The sequence below is a fragment of the Komagataeibacter intermedius TF2 genome, assembly GCF_000964425.1.
Taxonomy (GTDB): Bacteria; Pseudomonadota; Alphaproteobacteria; order Acetobacterales; family Acetobacteraceae; genus Komagataeibacter; species Komagataeibacter intermedius.
The window spans coordinates 1-570 of record NZ_BANF01000558.1; the positions used below are offsets into that span (position 1 = coordinate 1).

At 56.3% G+C, this 570-nt stretch carries 1 protein-coding gene; it reads right to left on the reverse strand.

Annotated features, from left to right (window positions below):
- A partial coding sequence (locus B7449_RS18540) for a transposase (protein WP_307152066.1) occupies window positions 1-406 on the reverse strand: 406 nt, incomplete at its 3' end.
- Window positions 407-570 lie beyond the last annotated feature (164 nt).

A 570-nucleotide genomic window follows, 5' to 3' on the forward strand; every position in this document is an offset into this window, starting at 1 on the left:
ATCTTGAATTAATGATTGCGCCAACGAGATAGATCATGGCTTCGAATGATCTGTCTGTTTTTTCGCTGCGCATGGCGATGCGCTTGAACTCCTTGAGCTTGCAGAAGAAGTTCTCAATGAGATGGCGTGCTTTGAACAGGGCCCCATCGAACGGGCGTCTGTCGAGGCGGTTTTTGCGCTGGGGGATGGCCACGCAGGCCCCTTGCGCGCGTATGGCGTCCACGATCCAGTGGACGTCGAAAGTCTTGTCAGCAAGAATTCCTTTAAAATCAGCTGGTTCGAGAAGAGGCGCAACGCCGACCGTATCGTAATGCTGGCCGGGGATAAGCGTGAAGCGGACCAGATTACCCAGGGCGTCGGTCATGGCGATGATCTTCGTTGACCACCCCGTTACACTCCGCCCTATCGCCTGGCTTCGGGTCCCCCTTTTGCGCCCTGGCCGTGGCGGTGAACCCGGACCACCGTGCCGTCAATCATCGCGTATTCCATGTCGGGATCATCGGAGACAGCCTCGAAAATCTTCTGGAAAACACCGGCTTTCGTCCAGTCGCTGTAGCGCGAATAAACCGG